Annotated in this window: 6 protein-coding genes; all 6 read left to right on the plus strand. The window is 54.5% G+C overall.

Features of this window, described 5'->3' with window-relative positions:
• Positions 1-833, plus strand: an 833-nt coding sequence (locus B5E56_RS14775) for a Cna B-type domain-containing protein (protein ID WP_143383193.1), incomplete at its 5' end; no start/stop codon positions are given.
• On the plus strand, positions 823-1,446 hold the full coding sequence (locus B5E56_RS14225; protein ID WP_087391381.1) for a sortase: 624 nt from the start codon (positions 823-825) through the stop codon (positions 1,444-1,446). The genes B5E56_RS14775 and B5E56_RS14225, both read left to right, overlap by 11 nt.
• 216 nt (positions 1,447-1,662) lie before the next feature.
• Positions 1,663-2,034, plus strand: coding sequence for a sporulation initiation factor Spo0A C-terminal domain-containing protein (locus B5E56_RS14230; RefSeq protein ID WP_087391385.1), 372 nt, complete (start codon positions 1,663-1,665; stop codon positions 2,032-2,034).
• A gap of 697 nt (positions 2,035-2,731) precedes the next feature.
• Positions 2,732-2,884: a hypothetical protein gene (locus tag B5E56_RS14670; RefSeq protein WP_158098744.1), complete on the plus strand. Its 153-nt coding sequence runs from the start codon at positions 2,732-2,734 to the stop codon at positions 2,882-2,884.
• A 100-nt stretch (positions 2,885-2,984) separates the two neighbouring features.
• Positions 2,985-3,431, plus strand: coding sequence for a recombinase family protein (locus tag B5E56_RS14235; RefSeq protein ID WP_158098745.1), 447 nt, complete (start codon positions 2,985-2,987; stop codon positions 3,429-3,431).
• Complete coding sequence (locus B5E56_RS14240; RefSeq protein WP_087391392.1) at positions 3,431-5,068, plus strand: recombinase family protein; 1,638 nt, start codon at positions 3,431-3,433, stop codon at positions 5,066-5,068. The genes B5E56_RS14235 and B5E56_RS14240 overlap by 1 nt, the downstream gene beginning before the upstream one ends.
• The last annotated feature ends 178 nt before the right edge of the window (positions 5,069-5,246 follow it).

Genomic DNA, 5,246 nt, shown 5'->3' on the forward strand with positions numbered 1-5,246 from the left:
CCTCCTTTGCACTGAAACATGGGGAAAGCAAGACCGCTTCCGGCCTGCCGGTGGATATAACCTATACGGTTGTCGAGCAGGAAGCCGATCAGGACGGATATACCACCACGGCCACAGGAGCCGGCGGCACCATCACGAAGGATGTGACGGCAGAAGTCAATTTCACCAACACGAAAGAGGACGACCCGGAGCCGGGGCCGGACCCTGACTCTGTTGACATTGCCGTCCAAAAGGTCTGGAAGCTGGATGACGGCGGCGCCGCCGCTGATTCCGTCACCGTTACGCTCTATAGAGATGGAAAGGAGTACGATACAGTAAACCTGAATGCGCAAAATGGCTGGCGGCATACCTGGTACGATTTGAGTGACCGTTACTCCTGGACGGTCGAGGAAACAGTGGTTCCGGAAGGCTTTACCATGACGGTCAATCAGCAGGGGCATACCTTTATCATCGTCAATGATGATATTCCTTCCAAACCGGACGAACCCGATGTGCCCGATACGCCGGATAAGCCGGACGAGCCGGACATCCCGGATGACCCGGATATCCCGGACGAGCCCGACGTCCCTGATGTGCCCGACACACCGGATGAACCGGATATCCCGGACGACCCGGATACCAACATTCCGGATGAACCAGCCCCCGGTGACAATGTCCCCAGAGACCCTGACACCCCTGACACGCCTGACGAGCCTGACCAGCCCGACGAGCCCGGCCTGCCCCAGACGGGACAGCAGTGGCTGCTGGCAGGTCTGCTGGCTGCGGCCGGAGCTGCCCTGGTGGTAACCGGTCTTTGGTACAAGACGAGGTATCGCGGAAAACATGAAGCCTAAACACCTGATTTGCGGAGGGCTGCTGCTGATTGCAGCAGCCCTCTCCCTCTCTGGATACAACCTGTGGGAGGGACACCGGGCCGCGGAGGCCGCCCGCCAGGCCCTGGAGGCCATGGAGACCATAGAGGCCCAGACAGAGACAGAAGCGGAGAGGGCTCCGGAACAACCGGGGCCCTCTGTGCCGGAGTATGTACTCCACCCGGAGATGGAGATGCCCACGGTGGAGATCGACGGGGTGGAGTACATCGGAACCCTGACCATCCCCGCCCTGGGGCTGGAGCTGCCCATTGTCAGCGCCTGGAGCGACGCCCTGCTGGATCTGGCCCCTTGCCGGTACACTGGCTCCGCCTATCTGGGCGACCTGATCATCGCGGGCCACAACTACCGGGGGCACTTCGGCTCCCTGTACCGGCTGACTCCCGGAGACGAGGTTCAGTTCACCGATACGGCGGGAAACGTGTTCTCCTATGGGGTGTCGGAAATTCAGGAGCTGCCCGGCACGGCCCTGGAGGAGATGGAGGCGGGGGACTGGGATTTGACCCTGTTCACCTGCACCCTCAGCAGCGCCAGCCGGGTCACCATTCGCTGTCAGCGCATCGGAGAAACGGCATAAATCGTGCCTGGTCGGGTGGGACAAACCGTTTTGCGACAGCCATTGCCGATGGAACGCTCTGCACAGAAGGGCTTTGATCCTGTATGATAAAACCATACCACTTCCAGGGGTGCGCCGGTACAAGGAATTCCATGGAGAGAAGTGGAGGTCAACTGCCTCCATTGCCGCTCTCCGCCTCAAATACCACCCCACAAATATTGAAATGAAAGGGATGGTATGATGGCTTTGTTTTATCTTTCAGGGCAGGTACATCAGGACGGTCAGTTGGATGCAGAACAGCTTCTGCGGGGCCTGAGCGTGACGGGAAAACTAGTTGGCTTTCGATACGCAGTCTATATGGTCGAGCAGGTAACGGACGACCCTGACGGCATTTATCTGATCACCAAACGGCTGTACCCGGAGACGGCCCATCGGTTCGGCGTTACGGTATCTTCCGTGGAGCGTGCTCTGCGCAATGTAGTTTATGCTGTGTGGGAGCGTACCGACCACGGGCTTTTGGAGTATATTGCGGGAACCACCCTGCACCGTCCACCCACCAACAGCGAGTTTATCGACATGTTAGCCGGTTATCTGCGAAGAAATCGCTGATCCACAGCACGAGGGACACAGGCAGTTACACGACTGCCTGTGTCCTTTTTGCGTCGATTTCCGCGCTATCCCATCAAAAATCAGGCTGTAAAAACGAGAATACACGACAGAAAGCTACTTCATTTCCCCTGATTCTGCGCTTTTTCACAGAGGAAAACTCCCATAATTGGAGATGGAAATTCGCTTGAACAAACGATTTCCGCTCTGGATCATGTGAAGCGGTCATAGGAACTCTAGCCAATTTCAACTAAACCGCGGTGCGGGGCAGCAATTCACAGAGTTTACGGGTGCAAATGAATCCAGAGCAGACAACTAAATAGGACGAGCAGATACGTTCTGTATGTGTGAAGCCAGGCGGCGGGCGCGCGGGGATATTCCACCGGGAAGGAGGGGCAAGGCCGGGAGGAAGGAGCGGGCAACGCCAGCGCCGCAAACGGCTCCAGGCAGAGCCGAGGCCATGAGACACATTCGGGGATGATGATACTTGCGCCGGCTATGCGTCACAGCGTAGGGCGCCCCGCCCACGGGAATGGGGGGAGGCACGATAAGACCTATGGAGCGGTTCAGCCAGCCGCCGTCTGAATCCGTCCTGAAAAATAGATCGTGAACTGTTGAATCCGCACCGCCTGACGGTGCGGATTTTGTCATAATTGCGTCTCACCGTGAGACACAAAACAAAAGATAAGGGGGTGTTCCCATGGCTGTTATGCCCCAGGTAAAACAGCCAAGAGTAGAGACAGAGATCAAGATTGGCAATACATATTATCGGGTAAATGGTTTTTTTGCCCCCCAGGGTGTCACCGTTTCCAAAAAGATCATGCGGGCACTTGACAAGGAAACAAAAAAGTAAATTTTCTTGCAAAAATTTGAGAAAATTTGACGTTTTCCTTGACGTTTTGTATAATATAAGTGTCACAAGACAGGAGACGGTGACTGCCGGATTGGAGGCTATGATGAACAGGCAGTCAAATAAAATCACTGCGCTCTATTGCCGCATTGGAGATCCCTGCGGCGATATGGACGGACTGATCCACAGAAACCAGATGGAGCGGCTCGCCGGATATGCGGCGGAGCACGGGCTCCAGAATCCAGAGTTCTTTTGTGATTGGGGCTTTCCCGGCACCACGCCGGAACGCCCGGAATATCAGCGGATGCTCCGGGAGATAGAGGCGGAGAATGTATCTGACCTCGTTGTGGTGAGCATGAATCGCCTATGGCGCGAATGGGTGGCCGGATATAAATTTTTCCATTCTGTCCTGACGCGCTGCGGCATTACGCTCCATGTTCTCCAGGATAACACCATTTTCACCCCGCAGGATCTGAAAGACACAGCGGCCTGGTATGAAGAACTCCTGGCCCTCTTTCAACTGGAAAGTCAGAAAGGGGTGCGGACGTGATGGCGGCCTTTATCAAAAACATTGTGGAGAAATGGGTGGCCCTCTATGTCCGCCTCTCCCGTGATGATGAAAACGAGGGAGACAGCAACAGCATTGCCCACCAGATCGAGATATTGACCCGATACGCAAAAGACAATGGTATCACCAACTACAAGATTTATAAGGATGACGGATACTCCGGCACCAACTTCAAGCGGCCTGGGTTTCAAGAAATGCTGGCCGATATTGAGGCCGGATTGGTGAGTATGGTGATTGTCAAGGATATGTCCCGGTTTGGCCGCAACTATCTGGAGGTAGGGCTTTACACGGAAATTCGGTTCCCGGAGATGGGCGTCCGGTTCGTGGCCGTCAACGACGGCGTGGACAGCGAGAATCAGATGGACAATGACTTTACCCCATTCCGCAATATCATCAACGAATGGTATGCAAAGGACACCAGTAAGAAAATACGGGCCGTATTCCGTAACAAAGGAATGTCCGGACAACGGCTGGCAACACGGCCGCCCTACGGCTACCTCAAGGGCGCGGACGGGCATCTGGTCATCGACGAAGAAACTAGGCCGGTGGTGGAGTTGATTTTTCAACTTTGTGTGGAGGGAAACGGGCCGGGAAAAATCGCCCGAATCCTCAAAGAAAAGAAAATCCCATCTCCGGGAACTTTGGAGTTCCAACGGACAGGGCGGACAAAATACTACTACCCGGACGACCCCTACCGCTGGTCACAGGGTACCATTGTAAAAATTTTAGAGCAGGACGCATACCTGGGACAGACTACGAATTTCAAAACCTACCGGCCCTCGTTCAAGAATAAAAGGAAACTGCTGAATCCTTCGGAGAAGCAAATGACGTTTGAAAATACCCATCCGGCCATCATTGACCGGGAGACCTGGGAGATGGTGCAGAAAGCACGGGCCCAACGCCGCCGGCCCACCAAAATGGGGGAAATGGGGATGTTCTCAGGGCTTGCCTACTGTGCCGACTGCGGAGCGAGACTTTACCACTGCCGCAGCACATCATGGACGCATGAGCAGGAGTGCTACACCTGTGCCAACTATCGGAAGCGGAAAGGGTGTTCCGCACATTACATCCGGGCAGTGGTACTGGAACAGCTTGTCTTGCAGAACTTGCAGCGAGTAATGGCTTATGTCAAGGACGATGAAGATGAATTTGTCCGACAGGTAATGAAGAACAAACTGACCGCACAGATGGCTGAACAGGTGCAGGCCAAACGACAATTAGAGAAACAGGAGCGGCGGATCAACGAACTGGATGCAATTATCCAGCGGCTTTATGAAGATCATGTGATGGGGAAACTCACCGCAGCACGGTTTACCAGACTGTCTGAGGGGTATGAACGGGAGCAAAGCGAGTTAGAAACTTCAGCGGAGAGTTTGAGAGCCCTCGTCCATTCCACAGAGGCAGAGGAAATCAACATCCAGAGTTTTCTCAAAATCGTGAAAAAGTACACCGAGCCCACCGAGTTGACGCCCCTACTCCTGCATGAGTTTGTGGAGAAAATAGTTGTCCATGCGCCGGACAAGTCCAGCGGTCACCGGATACAGCAGATTGACGTGCATTACAATTTTATCGGAGAAATCGACTTGTCTCCGGAGTACAGCAGAAAAACAACAGCATGATACCGAAGTACCATGCTGTTGCCCACCAATTCAGAAAACTTCTTTATCAGTGTCCCCCTACCGGGCGGCCGTTTTTCGTGGGAATCCGCCCCTTTTGCCGGGGAAACGGATTGCCACGCCAGTGTGCGCACTGGCTCGCAATGACAGGTTTGTGCAAAACAGCTATTTTGCAACAGGC

It is taken from the genome of Flavonifractor sp. An112 (assembly GCF_002161085.1).
Classification (GTDB): Bacteria; Bacillota; Clostridia; order Oscillospirales; family Oscillospiraceae; genus Flavonifractor; species Flavonifractor avicola.

Excerpts from the sequence above, each read along its gene's own strand:
- B5E56_RS14670 (WP_158098744.1), top strand. The coding sequence starts at position 2,732 with ATGGCTGTTATGCCCCAGGTAAAACAGCCAAGAGTAGAGACAGAGATC.
- B5E56_RS14240 (WP_087391392.1), top strand. The coding sequence starts at position 3,431 with ATGGCGGCCTTTATCAAAAACATTGTGGAGAAATGGGTGGCCCTCTAT.
- B5E56_RS14225 (WP_087391381.1), top strand. The coding sequence starts at position 823 with ATGAAGCCTAAACACCTGATTTGCGGAGGGCTGCTGCTGATTGCAGCA.
- B5E56_RS14230 (WP_087391385.1), top strand. The coding sequence starts at position 1,663 with ATGATGGCTTTGTTTTATCTTTCAGGGCAGGTACATCAGGACGGTCAG.
- B5E56_RS14235 (WP_158098745.1), top strand. The coding sequence starts at position 2,985 with ATGATGAACAGGCAGTCAAATAAAATCACTGCGCTCTATTGCCGCATT.